This window comes from Nocardia sp. NBC_01377, from assembly GCF_045040005.1.
Classification (GTDB): Bacteria; Actinomycetota; Actinomycetes; order Mycobacteriales; family Mycobacteriaceae; genus Nocardia; species Nocardia noduli.
On sequence record NZ_CP109566.1, the window covers coordinates 8033316 to 8054962 of the forward strand.

Here is a 21647-nt window from a genome sequence, read left to right on the forward strand (position 1 = left end):
TCCACTAGACGGGAAACTCGTTTCAGTTTCAGACCGGAGTGAATATGGGCCTCGAATGGGACCTGACCGCGGACGTGGTCGTCGTCGGGTACGGCGCGGCGGGTGCGTCGGCCGCGCTGGAAGCCACAGCGGCCGGTGCGCAGGTGCTCGTCCTCGAGCGGTTCACCGGGGGCGGTGCGTCGGCCCTGTCCGGCGGCATCATCTACGCAGGTGGCGGCACCTGGGTCCAGAAAGCGGCCGGGGTCGAGGACTCCGCCGAACAGATGCTGGCCTATCTGCGCCGCGAGGTCGGCACGGCCGTCGCGCCGCAGACCCTGCGCCGTTTCGTCGACCAGAGTCCGGCGATGATCGACTGGCTCACCGGACACGGCGTGCCCTTCGAGCCCTCGCTGTGTCCGTACAAGACCTCCTATCCGAACGACAGCTACTACCTGTATCACTCCGGCAGCGAGATCTCCGGCTACGGCCGCGAGGTCGCCGAACCCGCCCAGCGCGGCCACCGGGTCAAGGGCAGGGGCACCTCGGGTAAGAAACTCACCGGGCCGCTGCACGCCTCCGCCGCCCGCCGCGGTGTGCGCGTCGAAACCCTCACGCGGGCAACGGCACTGATCACCGATGACAACGGCGCGGTGATCGGCGTCGAATGTCTCTCGCTGCGTGACGCGCCCGGCCGGGTACGCGATCGCTACACCAGGATGGCGAAGGTCGCGGCCAAACCCGGCATCTACTACCCGCCACTGCGCAGAGCGCTGGAGAAACAGCTCGACCGGCTCGATCGCCGCTACGGCAAGACCATCAGGGTGCTCGCGCGTCGCGGTGTCGTGCTCAGCGCGGGCGGTTTCATCGCCAATCGCACGATGATGGCCGAATACGGCCCGCTGTATCGCCACGGTCTCGCGTTGGGCAGCAGCGGCGACGACGGCAGCGGCATCCTGATGGCGCGCGAGGTCGGCGCGGCGACCGATCGGATGGGCAATATCTCCGCCTGGCGATTCCTGCTCCCGCCGAGTGCGTTCACCGGCGCCGTCCTGGTCGACGCCGCGGGACGCAGGGTCATCGACGAGACCCGCTACGGCGCGGCGGTCGGGCACGCCCTCATCACCGAACACGACGGCAAGGGCTGGGTCCTCGCCGACGACCCACTGATGCGCAAGGCGATCTCCCAGATCGGCGCACAGGGCGCCTGGTTCCAGCGCGCCCAGTTCGAGGCGACGCGGCGGCGGGCCGTGCGCGGGAACACCCTGGAAGCCGTCGCGGCGAAGGCCGGTATCGACCCGGCCGGTTTGCGCGCGACCGTCGCCGCCCACAACGCCGCCATCGCGAACGGCACACCGGACCCCGTCGGCAAACCCGCCGAATTCACCGAACCCGTACGGACCGCGCCGTTCTGGTTGTTGGATGCAGGTATCCACCCGAGCGTTGTCAACCCCTGTCCGATGCTCACCCTCGGCGGCGTCGTCGTGGACGAGTACACCGGCGCGGTCCGGTCGACCACCGGCGAGACCATTCCCGGGCTCTTCGCCGCCGGACGGACCGCGGTCGGCATCTGCTCGGACTCCTACGTCAGCGGACTCTCCCTCTCGGACTGCGTCTTCTCCGGCCGCAGGGCGGGAGCCAACGCCGCCGCCGACCCGGTCGCGGTATCCGAGCGGGCGATCGCCCTCGACTCCATCACAGCGGAAGGAAATTAGCGTGCTGTCCGACGCGGTACGGATCCAACTTGCCGAGGAACTCGATGTCGCCGAACGCGAACGCGTCGCCATCGACAAGCTGGTCGATCGACATCCCGATCTCGACGTCGTCGATGCCTACGAGATCCAGCTCATCAATATCCGGCGCAAGATCGCCGCGGGCGCCGAAGTGGTCGGCCACAAGGTCGGCCTGTCCTCGAAGGCGATGCAGCAGATGATGGGCGTCGACGAACCCGACTACGGTCATCTGCTCGCCGATATGGAGGTTTTCGAGGAGGCGCCGGTCGACACCCGGCGCTACCTGTTCCCCCGGGTGGAGGTGGAGGTCGGTTTCGTGCTCGGCGCCGATCTGCCCGGCGCGGACTGCACCGAGCAGGACGTGCTCGCCGCGACCGTCGCCTACGCGCCCGCGATCGAACTGATCGACTCGCGCATCAAGGACTGGAATATCGGCCTGTGCGACACCATCTCCGATAACGCCTCCTCCGCCGGTTTCGTCCTCGGCCGCGAACGCGTCGTGCCGAAGGACATCGATATCAAGGCGATCGACGCGGTGCTCACCCGCAACGGCGAGGTCGTCGCCGAAGGCCGCAGCGACGCGGTACTCGGTGATCCGGTCATCGCGGTCGCGTGGCTGGCCCGCAAGGTCGCTTCCTTCGGCGTGCGGCTGAAAGCGGGCGACATCGTGCTGCCGGGGTCGTGCACGCGCGCGATAGATGTCCGTCCCGGCGACAGTTTCCACGCCGACTTCGCCGGACTCGGCTCCGTCCGACTGCAATTCACCTAGACCATCCACCCCCGCCGACACCGCCTGCTGCCATCCGCCCCCCATACCCGCCCCGCCGGCTCCGCCGGCTGCCATCCCCCCAGGAGGCCAATCGTGTCCGATCACGGGACCGTCACCGCCGCGATCGTCGGGTCCGGCAATATCAGTACCGATCTGCTCTACAAACTGCTTCGCTCGGAGAAGATCGAGCCGCGCTGGATGATCGGGATCGACCCGGAGAGCGAGGGTTTGAAGCGGGCCGCCGGTCTCGGACTGGAGACCTCGCACGAAGGCGTCGACTGGTTGCTCGCCCAGCCCGAACTGCCCGACCTGGTCTTCGAGGCCACCTCGGCCTATGTGCACCGGGCCGCCGCGCCCCGCTACGCCGAAGCCGGTATCCGGGCCGTCGATCTCACCCCCGCCTCCGTCGGCCCCGCCGTGGTGCCGCCGGTGAATCTCGGCGGCAATATCGACGCCGCGAACGTCAACATGATCACCTGCGGCGGGCAGGCGACCATTCCGATCGTCGCCGCCGTCTCCCGCGTTGTCGCCGTGCCGTACGCCGAGATCGTGGCGTCGGTCGCCTCGGTGTCGGCCGGGCCGGGCACCCGCGCCAATATCGACGAATTCACCAAGACCACCTCGCGCGGCGTCGAGACCATCGGCGGCGCCGAACGCGGCAAGGCGATCATCATCCTGAACCCGGCCGACCCACCGATGATCATGCGCGACACCATCTTCTGCGCGATTCCCGAGGACGCCGACACCGACGCCATCGCCGAATCCGTGCACCGCATGGTGGCCGACATCCAGCAATACGTGCCCGGCTACCGGTTGCTCAACGACCCGCAATTCGATCCGCCGTCGGTGATATCCGGTGGTATGGCGAAGGTCTCGGTCTTCGTCGAGGTCGAGGGCGCGGGTGATTTCCTGCCGCCCTACGCGGGCAATCTCGACATCATGACCGCTGCGGCCACCCAGGTGGGCGAGGTCATGGCACAACATATCGTCTCGGCTCGGGTATAGGGAGCTTCCATAATGACCCTCTGGACCGAATTCGACATCCGCGTCACCGATACCTCGTTGCGCGACGGATCCCATCACAAGCGCCACCAGTTCACCGGCGAGGACGTGCGCAATATCGTCGCCGCGCTCGACAGCGCGGGCGTGCCCGTCATCGAGGTCACCCACGGTGACGGACTCGGCGGCTCCTCGTTCAACTACGGGTTCTCCAAGACCCCCGAACAGGAACTGGTCAAGATCGCGGCCGAGACCGCGAAACAGGCCAAGATCGCCGTCCTCATGCTGCCAGGCGTCGGCGTCAAGGAGGACATCAAGATCTCCCAGGACAACGGCGCCTCCATCTGCCGCATCGCCACGCACTGCACCGAAGCCGACGTCTCCATCCAGCATTTCGGCCTGGCTCGCGAACTCGGTCTGGAAACCGTCGGCTTCCTGATGATGTCGCACACCCAGCCGCCCGAGGCGCTGGCGAAACAGGCCCGCATCATGGCCGACGCGGGCTGCCAGTGCGTCTACGTGGTCGATTCGGCGGGCGCGCTGGTACTCGACGAAGTCTCCGACCGCGTCTCGGCGTTGGTCGCCGAACTCGGTGACGACGCCCAGGTCGGTTTCCACGGCCACGAGAACCTCGACCTGGCCGTGGCGAATTCGGTGTACGCGGTGCGCGCGGGAGCCAAGCAGATCGACGGCAGCGCACGCCGTTTCGGCGCGGGCGCGGGCAACACCCCCGTCGAAGCCTTCGTCGGAGTCTGCGACAAGATCGGCGTCAAGACCGGTATCGATTTCTTCGCCATCGCCGACGCCGCCGAGGACGTGGTCCGCCCCGTCATGCCCCAGGAATGCCTGCTCGACCGCCAAGCCCTGATGATGGGTTACGCGGGCGTCTACTCCAGCTTCCTCAAGCACGCCGAACGTCAAGCCGAACGCTACGGCGTCTCCGCCGCCGAAATGCTCGTCCGCGCGGGCAAACGCAAACTCGTCGGCGGCCAGGAGGACCAACTCATCGACATCGCCCTGGAACTGCGACGCGAACAGGCCGCCAACGCCTGATCGACAGGAGTTGCCGGGAATTGTCCGGGGTGTCATCGGCGGTTCGCGCACTGCGGTCGCGCGATTGGTGCTGATCGGGTATGCCGTACCTGTGAGGATCCAGTTTCGTCGGCGGCGGGGCCGTGGCGTGTGCGGATGGATGACAGATGATCTGTCCGCACTGTAGCCAGAACCTGCTGCGCCGGGAGCGCGGTGACCGGCGGTGTTCGAAATGCCGCCGGGTGTTCGCGCTGGAACCGAAGGAAAGTGTGCTCGGCCTGCACGACATCCGGGTGCACAAGCTGGCCGAGCGGCTCGGGGACGGGCGGAATCTGCGGTACACGACACCGCAACTCTGGTACGCGGCCTCGCGCAGGAAATTGCCGGATCTGCGCGCGAAATACATCGGGCGGCGGTTCCTGCTGTCGGTGCCGATCGGTATCGCCACCTTCGTCCTCGCGCTGACCGGCCTGTTCCCCGTGCTGGTCGTCATCGGTGTCGGTATCGGCGCGCTGATACTGGTGAATCTGCTGCTGACCGCGCTCCGCCCCGGCTACCTGCGTCGGGCCCCGGTGCGGATGCCGGTGCCCTACGACCGGTTCCACAAGGAGGTGGTCGGCCGGTGGTTGCAGGTCTACGGCTACCCGCCGCCCGGCTCGGTGAACGAGCGCGCCGATATGCCGCCGGCCCCGGCGAGCCCCCGGATCGCGGTGCTGTGCCCGGATCGCCATGTGCTCACCTGCCTTTCGGCCAACAATGTGTCCCAGACCTGGGGGATGGTGCTGTCGAATCGGATCGATCGGCTGCCGCCGAGCGTCCCGGTCCTGGTGCTGCACGACGCGAGCGTGCCCGGTATCGCCTTCGCGAGCGAGGCCCGCGCCGCGCTGGGCTCGCGGGCGGTTCCGGTCGGTCTTGCTCCTCGGGCGCTGATCGGCAAACCGAAGGCGCTGTGCCTGCGTGACGGGCAGCCGTCGGAGACCGACGTGTCACGACTGCGCGGCGAACCGCTGTCGGAGGCGGAGACCGCCTGGCTCGCCGACGGCTGGTGGTCACCGCTGGCCGCGGTGCCGCCGGCCAAACTGCTCGCGGCACTGGACAGCGCGATGCGCCGGGTCGAGGAAGCCTCCGACCCGGATCGTCAGCGCGCCCGCGCGGTAGGTTTCCTCACGTGGCCGACCGGGTGAAAGCGCAGGTGCTCGGCCGGGCGCTGCGCGTCGCCGCCCTCCGCGCCGGTGCGCCGAGCGATATCCGATTCACCGAACGTCAGCTCTACTACGAGGTTTGCCGCGTGCTGCTCCCGGTGCCGCGCGGACTCCGGCGTCCCGCCTTCACCGTCGCAGCCCCCGTGAGCTACGACGACTTCCGCACCGCGCTGCGCGAGCACGGCCCGATCCCCGGTCTGCTGACACCGCGACCGGCTCGCCCCCGCCCCGCAGGTCGGCACACCCCGGAACCGGATCTGTTCGACTACGGCCTGCCCCGCCTGCTGATCTGCGAATCCGACGACATCGCGCAGATGTTGCGCGCCAACGGTGTTCCGATGGAATCGGCCTGCCCGGTGCTGAGCGCCGCCGAACTCCCGCTCGATCCGCGCGTCGCGGGAATGCTCGAGTTGGTCGAAGGGTCCGCCGTGTATCTACTCCACGACGCGAGCGCCCACGGCCTGACTTTCCCCGATCGCGTGCGTGCCCTGACGCCGATCCCCGACGGAGTGCGCGTGGTGCCGCTGGGACTTCGCCCCCGTCAGGCGGGTTCCCTGCACTCGACCCACCTGCCGGTTTCCACCTCCCGATCCGCCCGGTCGGAAGACGAGGTCGACCGGATGACGGACCCGCGCCCACCGTCGGACGATCCGACCTCCCCGCGTCCCGACCCCGCGGACGCCCAGCCCGCACCGGCGACCGCCCCGATCGATCTCGAATCCACGGTCGACCCCTGGGAAAGCGCGTGGCTGCGCCGGAACAGATATGTCGAGGTCGACGCGGTCCGCCCGGCCTCGCTCCTGCGCACCGTGCACCGCCTCGTGCGCGAGGTCCGCCCGCGTGGCGCCTCGACGCAGTGGGGCCGTGTCCGCACGACCGGTTTCCTGACCTGGCCCACCGCATGAAACCCACCGCATGAAAGGGGCTGCTCATGTCGGTGCGACGGCAAGTCACCTATTCCGATGAACTGCTCACCGACGGCACCGTGCACCGGCGCTATTCCGACGGTCGGCAGGAGTGGCGTTCGCGCGGGCCCGGCACCACGGTGTCCTGGCGAGACGACCGCGGCAATTCCGGAATCGACGAACCGCTGGGCCGCAGCATGGTGAAACGCGTCTTCAGCAACGGGACAGTGTTGTACGGGAGGGAATCCGGGTACGGGCGAACCCTGTGGAGCGACGGACTGCTCACCGTCAACCGTTCCTCTTTCGGCGGCAGGCTCGGCGCGATCCTCGCCGCGGTGGCGGGCGGCGCGTTGCTCGGCGGTCTGATCATGCCCCCGGATTTCATGTCGGCGGCCGAGGAGGACGAATTGCGCAGACAGGCGGCCACGCAGCCCTCCGGTTCCGACAGCGGTTCCGACGACTACGGCTCCTGGGGTGACGACTCCGATGACGACGGCGGCGATTTCGGTTAGGGGAGAGCCATGTCTCGCTGGTGCGCGTTCCTGACCTCGGACGATCCGTCGGGGGCCGTCCGGGTTGTCGGTGGCGATCCGGTCGCCGTGACCACCCGCCACGCCCTCGGCCTGCTCCCCGGATCCGGCGCTCCCGCCGGATATTTCACCTCGGGTGAGCTCACCGCCGTCGGCGCGGTCACCCTGTTCAACGCCGCGAAACTGCGCGCCGCGCTCGGCGCCGACGCGCCACCGCCGGATGCCCCGGACGGCGAACTGCTGCTGCGGATGTACGCGCGTTTCGGCAACGCCGGAATCGCCCGTGCCGACGGCATGTTCGTACTCGCCGTCGCCGACGGCCCGGATCTCGTGCTGTTCCGCGACCACGTCGGCACCCGCACCCTCTTCTACGCTCGAGCGGGCCGTTCGTGGGCCGCGTCGGGTTCGATTCGCGCCGTGGCCGATTGGCCCGCGCTGCGCACCGGCCTGCACCTGCCCGCCGTGCGCTCGTTCCTCACCTTCGCCTACCTCCCCGGCCGCGGAACCCTCTTCCGCGACGTTCACGAGGCCCTGCCCGGTCGCTGCCTGCGCCTGCGTCCCGACGGCACCTCCGTCGAGGAAACCTATTGGGAGCCCGCCGAAACGACCGATGACCGCTCCGCCGCCGCGCACGCGCTCGACCTGCGCGCCCTGCTGGAAGACGCCACCGTGCGACGCCTGCCGGTGGGCGAACCGGTCGGCGTGCTGCTCTCGGGCGGTATCGACAGCAGTCTGGTCACCGCACTCGCCGCCAAGAACCATGATCAGACGGTGCGTTCGTATTCGATCGCCTTCACCGGCACCACCCCCAACGAACTCGCCTACTCCGGGCTCGTCGCCGCGCACTGCCATACCGAGCATCGCGTGCTGACCGTGCCGGGGGAGACCGTCGCGGCCCGGCTGGCCGAGACGGTGGCACTGCTCGACTGCCCGGTCGGCGATCCGCTGACGGTCCCCAATCTGCTGCTCGCCGAAGCCGCGGCCGCCGACGGCGCGCGGGTCGTGCTCAACGGCGAGGGCGGAGATCCGGTCTTCGGCGGTCCGAAGAACCTGCCCATGTTGATCTTCGAACTCACCCGCGACGATCCGGATCCGACCGCACGGGCCCGCGCCTACCTCGACAGTTACCGCAAATGCCACGGCGACCTCCCGGTCCTGCTCAGCCCCGATGCGCTCGCCGCGCTCACCGACGCACCGCCACTGACCGACCTGCTCGCGCCCACCCTCACCGCGGGCGCGATGACGAGTCTGCTCAACCAGCTGCTGCACACGAATCTGCGCACCAAAGGCGCGCACCACATCCTCACCAAGGTCGAACGGCTCACCGCCGCCAGCGGATTGGATGGACGCGCGCCGCTGTTCGACCGCGCCGTGATCGACCACGCCTTCCGGGTTCCGCCGCGTTTCAAACTCGCGGGCGCCACCGAGAAATGGATTCTCAAGGAGGCGGTCCGGGATCTGCTGCCCGCGACCATCGTCGACCGCCCCAAGAGCGGAATGCGGGTGCCGGTGCAGCAGTGGCTGGCCGGTCCGCTGCGCGATCTCGGCCACGATCTGCTGCTCGGCCGCTCCGCGCGGGCTCGCGGACTGTTCCGCGAGGACACCATCCGAGCCTGGTTGCGGGGGGACGGTGCGCTGCTGCCACGTCAGGGCGGCAAGCTGTGGCTGGTGCTCTCGCTGGAACTGTGGTTGCGAGCATTCGACGTCGGTCCGTGAGAGGAGCCACCACCCCATGTCCGATCCCCGGATCAAGAACACCGCGGACGACGAGAACGAGATCCACGAGGTGGCCGACTTCGAAGACGCGGGCCGCAACACCGTGACACCCGTCGCGACCTTCCCCGCCGAGGTCGCCCTCGTGGTCGTGCAGACCTTCGCCGAGATCGTCAGGAAGGCGAAGACCCTGCGCGCCGCGACCACACCCGACGCCGACGGGATCGTCCGCTCGCAGACCTTCGAGGAGGGCGATGTCTACATGATCGAGAAACCCTTCGACGGATTCTTCGCCGACCGATACCTGATGGATTTCTACGATGTCGGCGAACGCGGTATCTGTTCGCGCATGCACCTGCACACCGGCCTGCGTTTCGTGCGCATGATGACCGGTCCCGACACCCGGATCCGGGTCAGCAGTCTGTCGCCGTTCGAGGTGAATCACGTCGAAGGCGTGACGCCGTTCCGCCCCGAACGGTTCACCGACGATCTGCCCGACACCCCGCCCGGCGTGCACCGACCGCGATACAACGTGATCGTGCCGCCCTGTTCGTTCATGGATATGCAGATTCCGCGCGGGGTGAGTCATCAGTTCAACGCGTTCGGTCCGCACGCTGTGATCGATTCGGTGCATCCGGAGGAATCCATCGAGGTCTTCCGCGAGCAGATGTCCGGATTCCGGATGATGGCGCAGACCGTATTCCTGGCCGAGGAATCCCCCGACGCGGCGACCTGCGCCGAGGTCACCGTGCGTCCGCGCGCCTGATCGTTGTCTCGCGGACCTGACGCGGGGGTTGTCCGCGCCCCTATACTGGCAGGGCAGATCTGGTCGGGCGGTGCGAGATATACGCGCGTTCGGCGCTCAACGGATAGCTCTCGGTGGTCGCCCGCGAGTCGGAGCGAGCGATCGACGCCCCCTCTCGGAGGGAGATCAGCATGACCGATCCGACCCAGGTGAAAGCCTGTCTCACCTGCCGCGAATACGCCGATCCGGTGCTGGCGGCATTCCTGGTCCCCGAACCACTCGTCCACGGCGGCTGCATCCTGCACCTGCTGGAACAGACACCGCTGCGCGCGGGCCTGACGATGCCGCGCCCCGACTTGATGACCCTGATCCAGACCCAGGTCGATCCGCACAGTTCGGTCCGCGCCGAATTCCGTGCCCTTCCCGCCCTGTCCGCCCGCCTGCCCGACTACGACCGCACCCGCGCCATCCTGCACGACCACCTCATCGACGACCCGATCCCCGTCGGCCTCGACACCGCGGACTCCGACGACATGGCCCGCCTGTCCCTGCTCCCCGAACACCCCATCGGCCCACGCCGCGTCGATGATTTCCAGGACTACGCCGTCCGCCAGGCCATGCTCGCCATCTACCGCCACTTCGACGTCGACCAGGGCATCCCCCTCCTCTACCACGGCTACGCCGACCCGACCACCGGCTGGTTCGCCCTCCGCGCCGCCTCCGCCTGACCTGAACAGTCGGCGCTACTACGGTTTCCATCAGTTATGCGGAAGTGTTATAAGACACTTCCTTTGGGATATAGCATCAACGCTTTCATCTCGAAGGTCGGTCAGTTCGGGTGACCTACTGGATCGCGCCCGGTCGCCGAATCGTGCTGATGACGGTTTTCGCGAAGACTCGCATGCGGGAGTATGCCGAGATCGAGCGAGCGCGTGGTGCGCTGAGGCGTTGTCAGGCGGAGCGGCACTCGGCTGAGGAGGAGAACGATGGTTGAGCGTGGCGACTGGGCCGAGGTCAGGGGCCGCCGGATGCGCGAACCGGGCGCTGCGGAGGCATACGAGGCCACGCGGCTCGCGTACGAACTCGGCCGGACCATTCGAACCATGCGTGAAAAGCGGGGATGGAGTCAGTCCGTGCTGGCCGACGCCGCCGGAATGACGCAGTCCGCGGTCGCACGGTTCGAAGCCGGTGGGACGGTACCCAGTCTGCCTGTGCTCGAACGGTTGGCGGCTGCGTTGGATACCGATCTCGTTGTCGAGGTGAGGCCGCGTATCGCCTGCTGATTCGGCGACGCTTCGCACCGATTCCGGGACATCGAAAACGAACAGCCGCGCGGAGGCGCGCGGCTGTTCGCTGTGATCAGAGCCAGGTGTCGAGGGTGGTGGTGGTGAGGAAGTGGTCCAGGTCGGCTCGCCAGGGGGCCGGGGTGGTCTTGTCCGGTTCGATGGCGGTGTACTGGCCGCGGTAGAACAGCAGCGGTCTGCCGGAATCGGTGGATTCCGACAGGGCCTGCACGCGGCCGATGACGATGTAGTGGTCACCGCCGTCGATCACGCTGTCGACGGTGCACTGGATGGTGGCCAGTGCGTCGTCGAGCAGCGGTAGTTCCGAATCGGAGGTTCGCCACGGGATTCCGGCGAATTTATCGGGTTCGCGGGAGCCGAACCGGGCGCAGGTCGGCTGCTGTTCCTCGGCGAGGACGTTGACGCAGAACCGCCCCGACTGTTCGATCGCCGCCCAGGACCGCGAGTTCTTGGTCGGGCAGAACAGGACGAGCGGCGGTTCCAGCGACAGCGCCGCGAAGGACTGGCACGCGAAACCGACGGGGGCTCCGTCGTCGTCGAAGGTGGTGATCACGGTGATGCCGGTGCAGAACTGGCCGAGCACGTTCCGGAACTGGCGCGCGTCGATCACCGGACCCGCCGCCGGGTCCGCCACGGTTTCGCCGACCCCGTCCGTCATCGCGGTTTCATGCCGACCGTGAAGTCGTGACCCCACAGGCTCACGGCGGTGGATTCCCTGGCGATCCACGAGTCGTCCTCGACTTCGAGTCCCTCGCAACCGAATTCGACGTCGAAACCGCCGGGCGTCTTCATGTAGAACGACAGCATCTTGTCGTTGACGTGCCGTCCGAGCGTCGCCGACATCGGAACCTTCTTGCGCAGCGCGCGATCCAGCGCCAGACCCACGTCGTCGGCGTTCTCCACCTCCAGCATGAGGTGCACGATCCCGCTCGGGGTCGGCAGCGGCAGGAAGGCCAGTGAATGATGGCGCGGATTGCAGCCGAAGAACCGCAGCCAGGCCGGTTCGCCGTCGGCCGGACGCCCGACCATCTGCGGCGGCATCCGCATCGAATCGCGCAACCGGAAGCCGAGGACGTCGCGGTAGAAGACCAGTGCGGCCGCGTCGTCGGTGGTGCTCAGGACGACATGGCCCAGACCCTGTTCCTCGGTGACGAACCGGTGCCCGTACGGGGTGACCAGGCGCCGGGATTCGAGCGCGACCCCGTGGAAGGCCTCCAGCGTATTGCCGGAGGGATCCTCGAACCGGATCAGCCCGTCGACGCGCCGGTCGAGTTTCTCCGCCGCGGTGCCCTCCTTGAAGGGCACCCCCGCCGCGTCGAGCCGATCCCGAACATCCTGGAGTTCACCGGCGTTCGCGGTCTCCCAGCCGGACACCAGCAGCCGGTCCCGCTCGCCCGGCACGATGACCAGCCGGGCCGGGAATTCGTCCATCCGCAGATACAGCGATTCGGGATCGGAGCCGTTGCCCGCGACCATCCCGAGCACTTTGAGCCCGTATTCGCGCCACGCCGCCATATTCGCGGTCTCGATGCGCAGATACCCCAGTGATCGAATACCCATCACTTCTCCTGAGTGTTGCCGGACGCTCGGCCGGTGCCCGTGAGCGCCGCGCGGTCGTGGTCCATCATCGCTCTTTGCCGCGCGAACCGGCGATGAAATCCGAGGCCAGCCGGTTGAATTCGTCGAATTTCTCCAGCTGCGCCCAGTGTCCGCAGCCACCGAAGACGTGCAGCTGCACCCTCGGCAGCAGTTTGGTGGCCACGATCGCGCCGTCGAGCGGGTTGACCCGGTCCTCCCGGCCCCAGATCAACAGCACCGGCTGGCGCAGTTTGTAGGCCTCGCGCCAGAGCATGCCCTGTTCGAAATCCGCGCCGGAGAACGATTTACCCATCGCCCTGGTCGCCGCCAACGATTCGGGCTGCCGCGCCGATTCGAAGCGTTCGTCGATCAGTTCCTCGGTGATCAGCGACTGGTCGAAGACCATGATGCGCAGGAACGCTTCCAGATTCGCCCTGGTCGGTTCGTAGTTGAACTTCGCCAGATTCTTCACGCCCTCGGTCGGGTCGGGCGCGAAGACGTTCACGCTGAGCCCACCCGGACCCATCAGCACGAGTTTGCCCGCGAGTTCGGGGTAGTCGAGCGCGAAACGCACCGCGGCCCCGCCGCCGAGCGAATTGCCTAGCAGGTGAACGCGTTCGGTGATCCGGAGGTGATCGAGCAGATCCTTCAACGCCGAGGCGCTGTGCACGAAGTACTGCGGGTGCTCGGTCGGCTTGTCCGAGCGCCCGAATCCCGGCTGGTCCACCGCGAGCACGTGGAAATTCCGCGCCAGCACCGGAATGTTGCGGGAGAAATTCGACCAGGAGGACGCGCCGGGGCCGCCGCCGTGCAGCAGCACGATCGTCGGCCCGTTGCCGACCCCGGCCTCGTGGTAGTGCAGTCGGAGATCGGGACGCACCTGGGCGTACCGGGAAGTGGATTCGTAGGTGAGTTCCACCGTCGAGGTCACGACAAGGTCCTCCTAGACCATGGTGTCGGTGATCGGCAGGCCGAATTCGCCGGAGCCGAAGACCGTGTAGGCACGTTCGGGATCGTTGGCGGCGTGCACCCGCCCGGCGTGGGCATCACGCCAGAATCGCTGTAGCGGTGTGCCGTTGGCCAACGCGGTGGCGCCGGAGCTCTCGAACAGCTTGTCGATCGAGGCGATGGCGCGTCCGGTGGCGCGGACCTGGTCGCGCCTGGCGCGCAGTCGCAACTCGAACGGCACTTCCTCACCGGCGACGATATGGGCGTACTCGTCGGCGATATTGCCCGAGAGTTGACGCCACGCGGCGTCGATATCGCTGGCGGCCTCCGCGATGCGGACCTTGGCGAACGGATCGTCCTTGGCCTTCTCCCCGGCGTAGGCGGCGCGGATGCGCTTGCCCTGGTGTTCCACGTGCGCGGCGTACGCGCCGTAGGCCATGCCGACGATGGGCGTGGAGATGGTGGTGGGATGGATGGTGCCCCACGGCATCTTGTACACCGGGTCGGTGTTCTGTTCCAGGCCGGGCGATTTCAGTTCGCTCATCGCGCGGAAGCTGAGGAAGCGGTGCCGCGGCACGAAGACGTTCTCGACCACGATGGTGTTGGAGCCGGTGCCGCGCAGGCCGACCACGTTCCAGACGTCGTCGATGCGGTATTCGGAGCGGGGGATGAGGAAGCTGCCGAAGTCGACGGGTTTGCCGTCCTTGATGACCGGGCCGCCGACGACCACCCAGTCCGCGTGGTCGGATCCCGAGGACCAGGCCCACGAGCCGTTGACGGTGTAGCCGTCGTCGGTGACAACGCCCGCGCCCATCGGGGCGTAGGAGGAGGAGACGCGGACCTCGGTGTCCTCACCCCAGACATCCTGCTGCGCCTGCTGCGAGAACAGCGCCAGATGCCAGTTGTGCACGCCGATGATGCCCGCGACCCATCCGGTGGAACCGCACGCGCTCGCGATCCTGCGGACGGTGTCGTAGAAGACGACGGGATCGGCCGCGTAGCCGCCCCACTGCTTGGGCTGCAACAACCGGAAGAATCCGGTCTCCTGGAGCGCCTTGACGGTCTCGTCGGGCAGCCGCCGCAGGTCCTCGGCCTCCTGCGCCTTCTCGCGCAGTGTCGGCAACAGCGCTTCGACCCGTTCGGTCACTTCTTGCGTCATCTCGGGACCTGCTCCTGCCTGGTCGGATTGGTAACCGGTACTCATTTGCCTCTGAGACTAGAACAGGTTCTTATTTATGTCGAGAACCGGCGTTCCACACGGGTAAAACAAGGACATGTGCTGGATGTGAGCGGAATCGCTGGCGTCGAACGCGACATTTTTGTAACGTGTTCTAGTACAGAAGGAGGAGGATTCGCGATGGCGGTTACCCCACAGGGGAGCGGTGCGAGGGTCCGCGAGCTGGATGTCGGTTCGGTGCCGACCCGGTATGCGCGGGGATGGCACTGCATCGGCCTTGCCAAGAACTTCCGGGACGGCAAGCCGCACGCGGTGAGCGTCTTCGGCACCAAACTCGTGGTCTGGGCCGACAGTGAGGGCGAACTGCGCGTGCTCGACGCCTACTGCAGGCATATGGGCGGCGACCTGTCGATGGGCGAGGTGAAGGGCGACGATATCGCCTGCCCGTTCCACGACTGGCGCTGGTCGGGCACCAACGGCAAATGCTCGGCGATTCCGTACGCGCGCCGGGTGCCGCCGCTGGCTCGGACTCGCAAATGGACCACGCTGGAACGCAACGGTCAGCTGTTCGTCTGGCACGACCACGAAGGCAGTCAGCCGCCGCCCGAGGTCACCATCCCCCATATCGTCGGCCCCTACACCGACGAGCAGGGCGGCCCGGTCGAGCAACTCGACAGCGGCTGGACGGACTGGACCTGGAATTCGATGCTGATCGAGGGCGCCAACTGCCGCGAGATCATCGACAACGTGGTCGACATGGCGCATTTCTTCTACATCCACTTCGCCTTCCCGACCTATTTCAAGAACGTCTTCGAAGGTCATATCGCCACCCAGTTCCTGGAGACCAAGGGCAGGTCCGATATCGGCATGGCGTCCAAGTACAGCGGCGACACCCTGCTGAAATCGGAGGCGTCCTATTTCGGACCCTCCTACATGATCAACCCGCTGGTCAATGTCTACAGCGGTTACGAGGTCAAGAGCGTCCTGATCAACTGCCACTACCCGGTGACGCAGGATTCGTTCGTACTCCAGTGGGGCATCACGCTGGAGAAGCCGCAGGGCGTCGACGGCCCGACCGCCGACAAACTGGCGGCGAAGATGACCGAGGGCATCAGCGTCGGTTTCCTCCAGGACGTCGAGATCTGGAAGCACAAGTCCAAGGTCGAGAATCCGCTGCTGTGCGAGGAGGACGGCCCCGTCTACCAGCTGCGCCGCTGGTACGACCAGTTCTACGTCGACCTGGCCGAGGTCACCGACAAGATGACCCAGCGTTTCGAATTCGAGGTCGACACCACCAAGGCCAATGAGGCGTGGGAGGCCGAGGTCGCGGAGAATCTGCGGCGCAAGGCCGAATCCGACGCGGCCGAGGCGGCCCAGACGGAGGCGAGTGTCTGATGTCGTCGACCTGGGCCAAGGCACCCGATTTCGCCGATCAGCCCGCGCGGCGAGCCGAAGTGCGGTCCCAGACCGTCGCCGACAGGAAGCGCCACCTGGAGGACGGGCTCACGCCGCTGACCTGTCACACCTGCCACAGTCGTGTGCTGGTGCGCAAGGCGAGTTCGCATCAGACCTCGGTGCAGTGGACGGACAATCCCGCCGCCCACTGCCCCGTCTACGCCGAACTGGCGGCCAAGGGCAATGCACTCGGCCGTCCCGACTCCTGCCCGCATCTGGAGAAGACCATCAAGTGGGCGGTGGACGAAGGGGTTGTCGAGGTCCGGTGAGTGCACCCCGGCCGCAGCGGACATGCTGCGGCCGGGAACGCGGGATCATGCCCGTTCGCGGCGCGAATGACCGCTGAGGCCGGGTATTCAGTCGAGCCGGAAATCCGCGAAGTCGAATCCGGGCGAGACGATGCAACCCACCAGCGCGTATTCCGCCCCCGACGGCCACGCCGCCTGGCTGACCCCGCCCGGCACCACCGCCTGGAGCACCTGCCCCCGCTCGACGTCGGGTCCGAGTATCACCTCTTCCCCGCCGATATCGAGCACGAGCGGCCCGCCCCGGTGCCAGAGCCACACCTCGTCGGAGGTGACCGTGTGCGGGGCGGACCGTTCTCCCGGCATCAGCAGAAAATAGATTCCGGTCGCGCTCGCCCGCGGTCCGGCATATCCCTCAGGGACGAATTCCACGGCGCTGCGCCAGGTTTCCCGATACCAGCCGCCTTCCGGATGCGGAGCCAGATCCAATGCCGCGGCCAGGTCGGGTCGATTCTCGGTCATCACCCGACTATGCCCGACAGCCGCGCTGTCACTCGATCCGCCACGTGATGCCGAACTGTTCGAGCGAGTCCAGGACCCGCACCGCGTCGAACGCCTCCGCCGGTGCGAGCGCGCCCGGTTTCGCCTCGCCTCCCGGCCAGTCGGACCGCGATCTCGACCGTCATCAGAGCGGAGTCGCGGTAGGAGTCCACCCCGCTGACCACACCGCGGACTCGCGCACCATCCGCCCCGTACGCGTCGACGACGAGGTCGTAGCGCAGGTCCGCGCTCGGTGTCTCGGGCAGGGAGTCGACGATCTCGGCGGTGAACCCGCCGAGTTGGTCGAGAATCGAGGTCGCGACCACGCCTTCGACGGAGGAGACCTCCGAATGACGGGGGATGGTGAGCACCGGCGGCTGCGGGAATTTCGATACCGCGGTCGGCACGCTGTCACCGGGGAAGGTCATCTCGGGGTGCCGGGCCGTCGTGCCGGTGCGCAATTCGCCGTCCGCGTAGTGCCAGCCGCCCGAACGGAACCAGTCGAGTCCGGCGAGAACCGTGCGCGCACTGCCTTTCGACCCGTTGCCTCCGCTCTTGCTCAGGTGGCTGATGACGATGTCGGCGGGGCCCGCGACCCGGCGCGACGTCAGGTAGGCCAGCAGGTCGGCGGGCAGGCTGTTGTCGGTGACCCCCGAGATCACCGACACCCCGGCGGCTTCGGCACGCGCGGAGTACACGTCGAGAACCCGCTTCAGGAACAGTTGTTCGCCCGACACGTCGGTGTAGTGCGCGCCCGCGTCGATGGCGGCGGTGAGCACCGGTTCGCCGTTGTCCACGTAGGCGGGCAGGGCACTGATCACCACGTCGGCACCGGAGAAGGCGGCGACCAGCGCGTCGTGGTCGCCGAGATCGGCCACCGCGATCCGCGCGTCCGTCAGTTCCGCCGCGTCGGCGGCGGCGCGCAATCGTGCCGCGTTCCGGCCGACCAGAATCGGGGTGAGTCCGCGTCGGCGCAGTTCCCCGAGGATGTGGCCGCCGGTGATGCCGGAGGCCCCGTAGACGGCGATGGTGGTGATTTTCGTCGTTGTCATGAACTCACCGTATGGCGGCTGGGTGAGCCTTTGAATGGCTGAATCACTCTCTTCGATGTCCAAAACACTCATATTGGCGCTAGGCTGGTGCGGTGGACATCCTCAGCGAGACCATCGCCGCGATCCGTACCGGCAACCCCGCCTCGGGCATGTTCGTCCGGCACGCGCCGTGGGGGCGGGAGTATCCGGTGGTGCCCGGTGCGGGGTTCCACGTTGTGCTGGAGGGGTCGTGCTTCGTGGTCCCGCCCGCCGGTGTGACCGTCGCGTCGCTGCGAAGCGTGCCCGAATCATCCAGCGGTGCAGGAACTCTCGAAACATCGCCCACCGGGGCTGCGAATCGTGCCGGTGCTCGGTCATCGCGGATCGGATCGCGTCCGGGCAGCGTCGGGCCCGCGACGTCCGGTATGGAGCCGGGTTCGGCGACGATCGGCACGACGCCGGTCTCCTCGGCATCGGGTGTGGTCGCGCCCTCCAACCGGCTCCTCCCGGAGTCGCCGCAGAGGCGCAGCCGTATGCCCGCGACGGGTGTGCCCCTCGCACTGGAGACGGGCGACGTGTTGTTCATGCCGCGCGGCGCCGACCACTGCCTGGTCGACGACCTCGGCAGCCCGGTCACCGAGGTCGCGATCCCCGGTGAACCCCGCTACATCTCCGGTTCGGGGACCAGGACCGCATTGCTCTGCGGCGCATACGGACTCGGCAGGCAGCGCAGCCACCCACTGCTGGACGAACTCCCCGAATTCATCCACCTCCCGGCCGACTCCCGCCGCGATCCCGCGCTGCGCGGTGCGGTCGACCTACTCGCCGCCGAGATGACCGAACCCCGGCTCGGCAGCGACGCCGTCGTCCCCGCACTACTCGAAATGCTGCTGCTCTTCGCCCTGCGCTCCTGGTTCGACCAGCAGGCCACCGAGCACGCCACCGGCTGGGCCGCCGCGTTCGCCGACCCGGCCGTCGCCGTCGCCCTGCGCGCGGTGCACGAAGAACCCGCCCGCGCGTGGACGGTCCCCGATCTCAGCGATATCGCGGGCGTCTCCCGCGCCACCCTGGCCCGCCGATTCGCCGCCACCATCGGCGAACCCCCACTCGCCTACGTCACCCGCTGGCGCATGCTCACCGCCGCCCGCCTGCTCCGCGACACCGACGCCGCCCTGAGCGCGATCGCCCGAAAGGTCGGCTACACCTCCGAATTCGCCTTCGCCAAAGCCTTCAAACGCGAATACGGTCTGGCCCCGGGGAGGTACCGCCACACCGCCGACGAAACCCCGCTCATCGCGGTATGACCCGTCGGCTCGACCACCGCGCGACCCGCGCGGTACTCGACCGCCATCGCACGCTACTCGCCCGACTGCTGCGCGGCGATGAGGTGACGGAAGTTCCACCGGTCCTAGCCTCGTCGGCATCGTCGACTGGGATTCCGCCTGCTTCGCGGACCAGGCAGAGGATTACGCGGCCCTGGGCGCGACCTTCGGCAATCGATTCCTGAGCAGGCTCGTCGAAATGTCCGACCCCGTCGTCACCGATGGCGCGAAAGCCCCACCGTCGAGCCGTCCCGATCTCGTACGGCGCATCGCCGCTATCCGTGCGACTTTCGCACTCCAGCAGGCACTCGCCGGACACCGTGACGACGACCGGGGCGAACTCGTGGACGGTCTCGCCGGGTACCGGTGAGCTATCGCCAGCGGACAACGTCACACGCGCGTGTACCCGCCGCAGCGTCGACGGCGGGCGACGAGGAACGCGCAGATGATCTCGACGGGTGTTCTCCGGTCGGTTGTCCCGAGGTCGTCGGCGTATGACGATCCACGCGGGCACCCGAACTATCCGGTTGCCGGATTCACCACGTCCACAACTCGCCTGGCCGAGAACCGGCACCCCCCCGTCTCGTTCGATCAGCTGAACGGCGTCTTCGGCCGTTCCTGGAGAACATCGTCGACGTAGATGTCGACCTTCTCGTTGTAGAAACAGGCGAGCCCGGCGATCTTCTGGCTCTCCGCGACCGGGGTGCGGTAGATCCACACGTAGTCCGCGTATTCGGTGTCACCGACGCGCACGTTCCAGTAGTCGGCATTGCCCTTGTAGGGGCAACTCGTGTGGGTGTCGGAGGTCGACAGGAGATCGGTGCGAACGTCGGTCAGCGGAAGGTAATACCGTGCGGGAAGGCCGGTTTCGAACAGGATGCGTGCGGCGTGCGAATCGGCGACCGTGACGCCGTCGATCTCGACGCGGATATGGCGTGAACTGGCCAGAATATCGACGCGCGAATACGGATTCCGGGGGTGTACGTAGACGGGTTCGTCCTCCTCGAACCATTCGTCCATCGCGTCCCACTCCAGCCGCACCAACTCCTGGAGTTCGGGGATCGGCGAATCGTGATAGCGCAACGCGGCGTTCTCCGCCGTGATCCCGGCGACGACGACGTCGTACCCGGTGCCATCACCGCGACTGGGGGAGTGTTTGCTCGTACCGCTGGCCTCCAGCGTCGCGAACACGTCCGCGGCGGGCAGGTAGTAGGCGGGATAGTGCGGGTTCTCCCACACCAACACCGGCCGAATGGAGTCGGCGACCAGATGCCCGCCCAGATAGACCCTGACCCGCTTCTTGCCGGTTTCCAGTGTGACCCGCCCACGCTGCGCATCGCCCATACCGCTCGACGCTACTCCGCGATTTCCCCACCGGGCGGCGCCCGGTGCCGGTGTGACGTTCGCCGATCTGCATCCGAGATTCCATCGCCAGGCCTTCGAGAAAACCCTGGCCGGGTTCTGGCGGCTGAAACCGGCGGGATCCCCACCGGTGTCGACGATGGTCGTCGGCGAATGGCCGGTCTGTGATCGCCGCGAACGTGTCAGCCTTCGATACCACCTGCTCGCTCGCGCACTGCTGTTGTTCATGGCGATCGATCTCATCGGTGTGGTGATCGTGAGCGTGGCAGATATCGATGCGCTGCGCGTTCCGTTGGGGCTCGGGCTGGTTCCGGGTTCGTTCCCGATCGGTCTCGTACTCTTCGTGCTGCTGCTGGGCCGGAGCGCCCGAAAGGTGGTGTTCCGCCCGATCTACGACGAGAGGTTCGCGTTCGTCCGGGCTCATCCGGATTTCCGGGCGGCGATCGGCCAGGACGACGGCTGACCGATATGCCGCGTGAGTCGACGTGATCCGCCGAGGGGCCGGGTCAGTCGCCGACGGTGAGCGCCCGTGCCTCGTCGACGCTGTGCGCCGCCGGATCGTGTTCGTCGAGGTGGGCCAGTGCCGCCCGCCCGGACGCCAGCATCAGCACCGCCGCCGCCGTGCACGCCGCACCGACCCAGAACGGCAGGCCGATATTGTGCTCGCCGAGTTTGCCCGCGAGGTAGGGGGCCGCCGCACCGCCCGCGAAGCGGACGAAGCTGTACGCGGCCGACGCGGTCGCTCGCTCGACCGGAGCGGAGATCATGACCGCTTCGGTGATCAGCGTGTTGTTCACGCCGAGGAACAGGCCCGCGACGACGGTTCCCGCGATCAGCACCGGCTTGTGTTCGGCGAAGACGGCCATGACCGCGAGATCGGCGGCGAACAGTCCGAGCGAGACCCCCATCATCGGCAGCGTGCCGAACCGCTTTTGCAGGCGAGGGGCACCGAGAGTGCCCGCAGGACGGCACGCGGCAGATCGTCGCCGCCGCTCGCCCCGGCCAGCCGGGTGAGCCTGCCCGCGGTGACGAGGAGGTCGACCACGCTGTCTTCTATGGGAGTCACCTGGGGCAGCCGCAC

Annotated in this window: 24 protein-coding genes and 1 pseudogene; 16 read left to right on the plus strand and 9 right to left on the minus strand. The window is 67.6% G+C overall.

Annotation, left to right across the window (positions count from 1 at the left end; translation table 11 throughout):
- Positions 1-44: 44 nt before the first annotated feature.
- The 11 genes from OG225_RS36960 (at position 45) to OG225_RS37010 (ending at position 10887) form a co-directional block, all read left to right on the plus strand.
- Positions 45-1691, plus strand: coding sequence for an FAD-binding protein (locus tag OG225_RS36960; RefSeq protein ID WP_405179332.1), 1647 nt, complete (start codon positions 45-47; stop codon positions 1689-1691).
- A 1-nt stretch (position 1692) separates the two neighbouring features.
- Positions 1693-2478 carry a 2-keto-4-pentenoate hydratase gene (locus OG225_RS36965; protein ID WP_405179333.1) on the plus strand — a complete coding sequence of 262 codons (786 nt, stop codon included), beginning with the start codon at positions 1693-1695 and terminating at the stop codon, positions 2476-2478.
- Positions 2479-2571: 93 nt separating this feature from the next.
- Positions 2572-3483, plus strand: coding sequence for an acetaldehyde dehydrogenase (acetylating) (locus tag OG225_RS36970; protein WP_405179334.1), 912 nt, complete (start codon positions 2572-2574; stop codon positions 3481-3483).
- A 12-nt stretch (positions 3484-3495) separates the two neighbouring features.
- Positions 3496-4530, plus strand: coding sequence for a 4-hydroxy-2-oxovalerate aldolase (dmpG, locus tag OG225_RS36975; RefSeq protein ID WP_216913250.1), 1035 nt, complete (start codon positions 3496-3498; stop codon positions 4528-4530).
- A gap of 146 nt (positions 4531-4676) precedes the next feature.
- Positions 4677-5693, plus strand: a complete 1017-nt coding sequence (locus tag OG225_RS36980) for a hypothetical protein (RefSeq protein WP_405179335.1) — start codon at positions 4677-4679, stop codon at positions 5691-5693.
- Positions 5678-6616: a hypothetical protein gene (locus OG225_RS36985; protein ID WP_405179336.1), complete on the plus strand. Its 939-nt coding sequence runs from the start codon at positions 5678-5680 to the stop codon at positions 6614-6616. Before OG225_RS36980 ends, OG225_RS36985 begins: the two co-directional genes overlap by 16 nt.
- A gap of 26 nt (positions 6617-6642) precedes the next feature.
- Complete coding sequence (locus OG225_RS36990) at positions 6643-7128, plus strand: hypothetical protein (RefSeq protein WP_405179337.1); 486 nt, start codon at positions 6643-6645, stop codon at positions 7126-7128.
- 9 nt (positions 7129-7137) lie between these two features.
- Positions 7138-8862 carry an asparagine synthetase B family protein gene (locus OG225_RS36995; RefSeq protein WP_405179338.1) on the plus strand — a complete coding sequence of 575 codons (1725 nt, stop codon included), beginning with the start codon at positions 7138-7140 and terminating at the stop codon, positions 8860-8862.
- 16 nt (positions 8863-8878) lie between these two features.
- The gene (locus OG225_RS37000; RefSeq protein WP_405179339.1) at positions 8879-9625 is read left to right on the plus strand and encodes a hypothetical protein; all 747 of its coding nucleotides are present in this window, start codon (positions 8879-8881) and stop codon (positions 9623-9625) included.
- Between the two features lie 170 nt (positions 9626-9795).
- Entirely contained in the window at positions 9796-10332 is a 537-nt protein-coding gene (locus OG225_RS37005) for a hypothetical protein (RefSeq protein WP_405179340.1), read from the plus strand.
- Between the two features lie 258 nt (positions 10333-10590).
- Positions 10591-10887 carry a helix-turn-helix domain-containing protein gene (locus tag OG225_RS37010; RefSeq protein ID WP_405179341.1) on the plus strand — a complete coding sequence of 99 codons (297 nt, stop codon included), beginning with the start codon at positions 10591-10593 and terminating at the stop codon, positions 10885-10887.
- Between the two features lie 76 nt (positions 10888-10963).
- Here OG225_RS37010 and hsaB read toward each other — a convergent pair whose 3' ends face one another.
- The 4 genes from hsaB to hsaA all read right to left on the minus strand — a co-directional run bounded on the left by hsaB (position 10964) and on the right by hsaA (position 14593).
- Positions 10964-11566: a 3-hydroxy-9,10-secoandrosta-1,3,5(10)-triene-9,17-dione monooxygenase reductase subunit gene (hsaB, locus tag OG225_RS37015; protein ID WP_405179342.1), complete on the minus strand. Its 603-nt coding sequence runs from the start codon at positions 11564-11566 to the stop codon at positions 10964-10966.
- Positions 11563-12468: an iron-dependent extradiol dioxygenase HsaC gene (hsaC, locus tag OG225_RS37020; protein WP_405179343.1), complete on the minus strand. Its 906-nt coding sequence runs from the start codon at positions 12466-12468 to the stop codon at positions 11563-11565. Before hsaC ends, hsaB begins: the two co-directional genes overlap by 4 nt.
- A gap of 64 nt (positions 12469-12532) precedes the next feature.
- The gene (gene hsaD, locus OG225_RS37025) at positions 12533-13417 is read right to left on the minus strand and encodes a 4,5:9,10-diseco-3-hydroxy-5,9,17-trioxoandrosta-1(10),2-diene-4-oate hydrolase (protein ID WP_216913268.1); all 885 of its coding nucleotides are present in this window, start codon (positions 13415-13417) and stop codon (positions 12533-12535) included.
- Positions 13418-13429: 12 nt separating this feature from the next.
- The gene (gene hsaA, locus OG225_RS37030; RefSeq protein ID WP_405179344.1) at positions 13430-14593 is read right to left on the minus strand and encodes a 3-hydroxy-9,10-secoandrosta-1,3,5(10)-triene-9,17-dione monooxygenase oxygenase subunit; all 1164 of its coding nucleotides are present in this window, start codon (positions 14591-14593) and stop codon (positions 13430-13432) included.
- Between the two features lie 198 nt (positions 14594-14791).
- Between hsaA and OG225_RS37035 the strand changes: the two genes are divergently transcribed.
- Together OG225_RS37035 and OG225_RS37040 are read left to right on the plus strand one after the other, a co-directional pair.
- The gene (locus OG225_RS37035; protein WP_405179345.1) at positions 14792-16006 is read left to right on the plus strand and encodes a Rieske 2Fe-2S domain-containing protein; all 1215 of its coding nucleotides are present in this window, start codon (positions 14792-14794) and stop codon (positions 16004-16006) included.
- Entirely contained in the window at positions 16006-16335 is a 330-nt protein-coding gene (locus tag OG225_RS37040; RefSeq protein ID WP_405179346.1) for a hypothetical protein, read from the plus strand. Before OG225_RS37035 ends, OG225_RS37040 begins: the two co-directional genes overlap by 1 nt.
- 87 nt (positions 16336-16422) lie before the next feature.
- Here the strand turns inward: OG225_RS37040 and OG225_RS37045 are convergent, their stop codons facing one another.
- Both OG225_RS37045 and OG225_RS37050 read right to left on the minus strand, forming a co-directional pair.
- Positions 16423-16833: a cupin domain-containing protein gene (locus OG225_RS37045; protein WP_405179347.1), complete on the minus strand. Its 411-nt coding sequence runs from the start codon at positions 16831-16833 to the stop codon at positions 16423-16425.
- On the minus strand, positions 16833-17903 hold the full coding sequence (locus OG225_RS37050; RefSeq protein ID WP_405179348.1) for a saccharopine dehydrogenase NADP-binding domain-containing protein: 1071 nt from the start codon (positions 17901-17903) through the stop codon (positions 16833-16835). Before OG225_RS37050 ends, OG225_RS37045 begins: the two co-directional genes overlap by 1 nt.
- A gap of 92 nt (positions 17904-17995) precedes the next feature.
- On the opposite strand from OG225_RS37050, the gene OG225_RS37055 reads away from it, so the two are divergent.
- Both OG225_RS37055 and OG225_RS37060 read left to right on the plus strand, forming a co-directional pair.
- The gene (locus tag OG225_RS37055) at positions 17996-19186 is read left to right on the plus strand and encodes an AraC family transcriptional regulator (RefSeq protein WP_405179349.1); all 1191 of its coding nucleotides are present in this window, start codon (positions 17996-17998) and stop codon (positions 19184-19186) included.
- Positions 19187-19403: 217 nt separating this feature from the next.
- The gene (locus OG225_RS37060) at positions 19404-19574 is read left to right on the plus strand and encodes a hypothetical protein (RefSeq protein ID WP_405179350.1); all 171 of its coding nucleotides are present in this window, start codon (positions 19404-19406) and stop codon (positions 19572-19574) included.
- A gap of 221 nt (positions 19575-19795) precedes the next feature.
- On the opposite strand, the gene OG225_RS37065 is transcribed toward OG225_RS37060, so the two are convergent.
- Positions 19796-20548 (minus strand): DUF427 domain-containing protein, encoded by a 753-nt coding sequence (locus OG225_RS37065; protein ID WP_405179351.1) that lies wholly within the window; start codon positions 20546-20548, stop codon positions 19796-19798.
- Positions 20549-20600: 52 nt separating this feature from the next.
- On the opposite strand from OG225_RS37065, the gene OG225_RS37070 reads away from it, so the two are divergent.
- Positions 20601-21029, plus strand: a complete 429-nt coding sequence (locus OG225_RS37070) for a hypothetical protein (RefSeq protein WP_405179352.1) — start codon at positions 20601-20603, stop codon at positions 21027-21029.
- Between the two features lie 43 nt (positions 21030-21072).
- Here OG225_RS37070 and OG225_RS37075 read toward each other — a convergent pair.
- Both OG225_RS37075 and OG225_RS37080 read right to left on the minus strand, forming a co-directional pair.
- Positions 21073-21513 (minus strand): annotated as a pseudogene (locus tag OG225_RS37075) (MFS transporter); the annotation flags it as partial.
- Entirely contained in the window at positions 21474-21647 is a 174-nt protein-coding gene (locus OG225_RS37080) for a hypothetical protein (protein ID WP_405179353.1), read from the minus strand. The gene OG225_RS37080 and the pseudogene OG225_RS37075, both read right to left, overlap by 40 nt.

Bases quoted from the DNA above. Each gene is read 5' to 3' on its own strand.
- OG225_RS37010 (WP_405179341.1), top strand. From the start codon at position 10,591: ATGGTTGAGCGTGGCGACTGGGCCGAGGTCAGGGGCCGCCGGATGCGC.
- OG225_RS36995 (WP_405179338.1), top strand. From the start codon at position 7,138: ATGTCTCGCTGGTGCGCGTTCCTGACCTCGGACGATCCGTCGGGGGCC.
- OG225_RS36960 (WP_405179332.1), top strand. From the start codon at position 45: ATGGGCCTCGAATGGGACCTGACCGCGGACGTGGTCGTCGTCGGGTAC.
- OG225_RS37060 (WP_405179350.1), top strand. From the start codon at position 19,404: ATGTCCGACCCCGTCGTCACCGATGGCGCGAAAGCCCCACCGTCGAGC.
- OG225_RS37000 (WP_405179339.1), top strand. From the start codon at position 8,879: ATGTCCGATCCCCGGATCAAGAACACCGCGGACGACGAGAACGAGATC.
- hsaC (WP_405179343.1), bottom strand. From the start codon at position 12,468: ATGGGTATTCGATCACTGGGGTATCTGCGCATCGAGACCGCGAATATG.
- OG225_RS37040 (WP_405179346.1), top strand. From the start codon at position 16,006: ATGTCGTCGACCTGGGCCAAGGCACCCGATTTCGCCGATCAGCCCGCG.
- dmpG (WP_216913250.1), top strand. From the start codon at position 3,496: ATGACCCTCTGGACCGAATTCGACATCCGCGTCACCGATACCTCGTTG.
- OG225_RS37035 (WP_405179345.1), top strand. From the start codon at position 14,792: ATGGCGGTTACCCCACAGGGGAGCGGTGCGAGGGTCCGCGAGCTGGAT.
- OG225_RS36990 (WP_405179337.1), top strand. From the start codon at position 6,643: ATGTCGGTGCGACGGCAAGTCACCTATTCCGATGAACTGCTCACCGAC.
- OG225_RS36980 (WP_405179335.1), top strand. From the start codon at position 4,677: ATGATCTGTCCGCACTGTAGCCAGAACCTGCTGCGCCGGGAGCGCGGT.
- OG225_RS37045 (WP_405179347.1), bottom strand. From the start codon at position 16,833: ATGACCGAGAATCGACCCGACCTGGCCGCGGCATTGGATCTGGCTCCG.
- hsaA (WP_405179344.1), bottom strand. From the start codon at position 14,593: ATGACGCAAGAAGTGACCGAACGGGTCGAAGCGCTGTTGCCGACACTG.
- OG225_RS37050 (WP_405179348.1), bottom strand. From the start codon at position 17,903: ATGACAACGACGAAAATCACCACCATCGCCGTCTACGGGGCCTCCGGC.
- hsaB (WP_405179342.1), bottom strand. From the start codon at position 11,566: ATGACGGACGGGGTCGGCGAAACCGTGGCGGACCCGGCGGCGGGTCCG.
- OG225_RS37065 (WP_405179351.1), bottom strand. From the start codon at position 20,548: ATGGGCGATGCGCAGCGTGGGCGGGTCACACTGGAAACCGGCAAGAAG.
- OG225_RS37005 (WP_405179340.1), top strand. From the start codon at position 9,796: ATGACCGATCCGACCCAGGTGAAAGCCTGTCTCACCTGCCGCGAATAC.